The sequence below is a fragment of the Rhizobium sp. SVR5-9E genome (assembly GCF_056755095.1).
The window spans coordinates 1-270 of the sequence record NZ_JBNDHS010000426.1; the positions used below are offsets into that span (position 1 = coordinate 1).

Consider the following 270-nt stretch of genomic DNA (forward strand, 5'->3'; position numbering starts at 1 on the left):
TTTTCCTTGAAATTTCTTTATACCGTTGAAATCTTGGCGAAACAAAAATAAGGTGAGGGCATTTCTCTTTGGCTGTTTTACTGGGCATAGCAGAACGTACCCCGAATTTTCTGGCTTCATAGCTTGCTGCAGCGACAACGCCACGATGTTCTCCTCCGACTGCGATCGCTTTGCCCTTCAGCGCCGGATTATCATGCTGCTCTACAGAAGCATAGAATGCATCCATATCGACATGAATAATTTTGCGAAGGGGAAAAGAAGAATCCATAC

1 protein-coding gene is annotated in these 270 nt (G+C 44.4%); it reads right to left on the reverse strand.

Features of this window, described 5'->3' with window-relative positions; all coding sequences use genetic code 11:
- On the reverse strand, positions 1–268 hold a 268-nt coding region (locus ACPYOJ_RS35465; RefSeq protein WP_481420405.1), incomplete at its 3' end, for a Y-family DNA polymerase.
- Positions 269–270 lie beyond the last annotated feature (2 nt).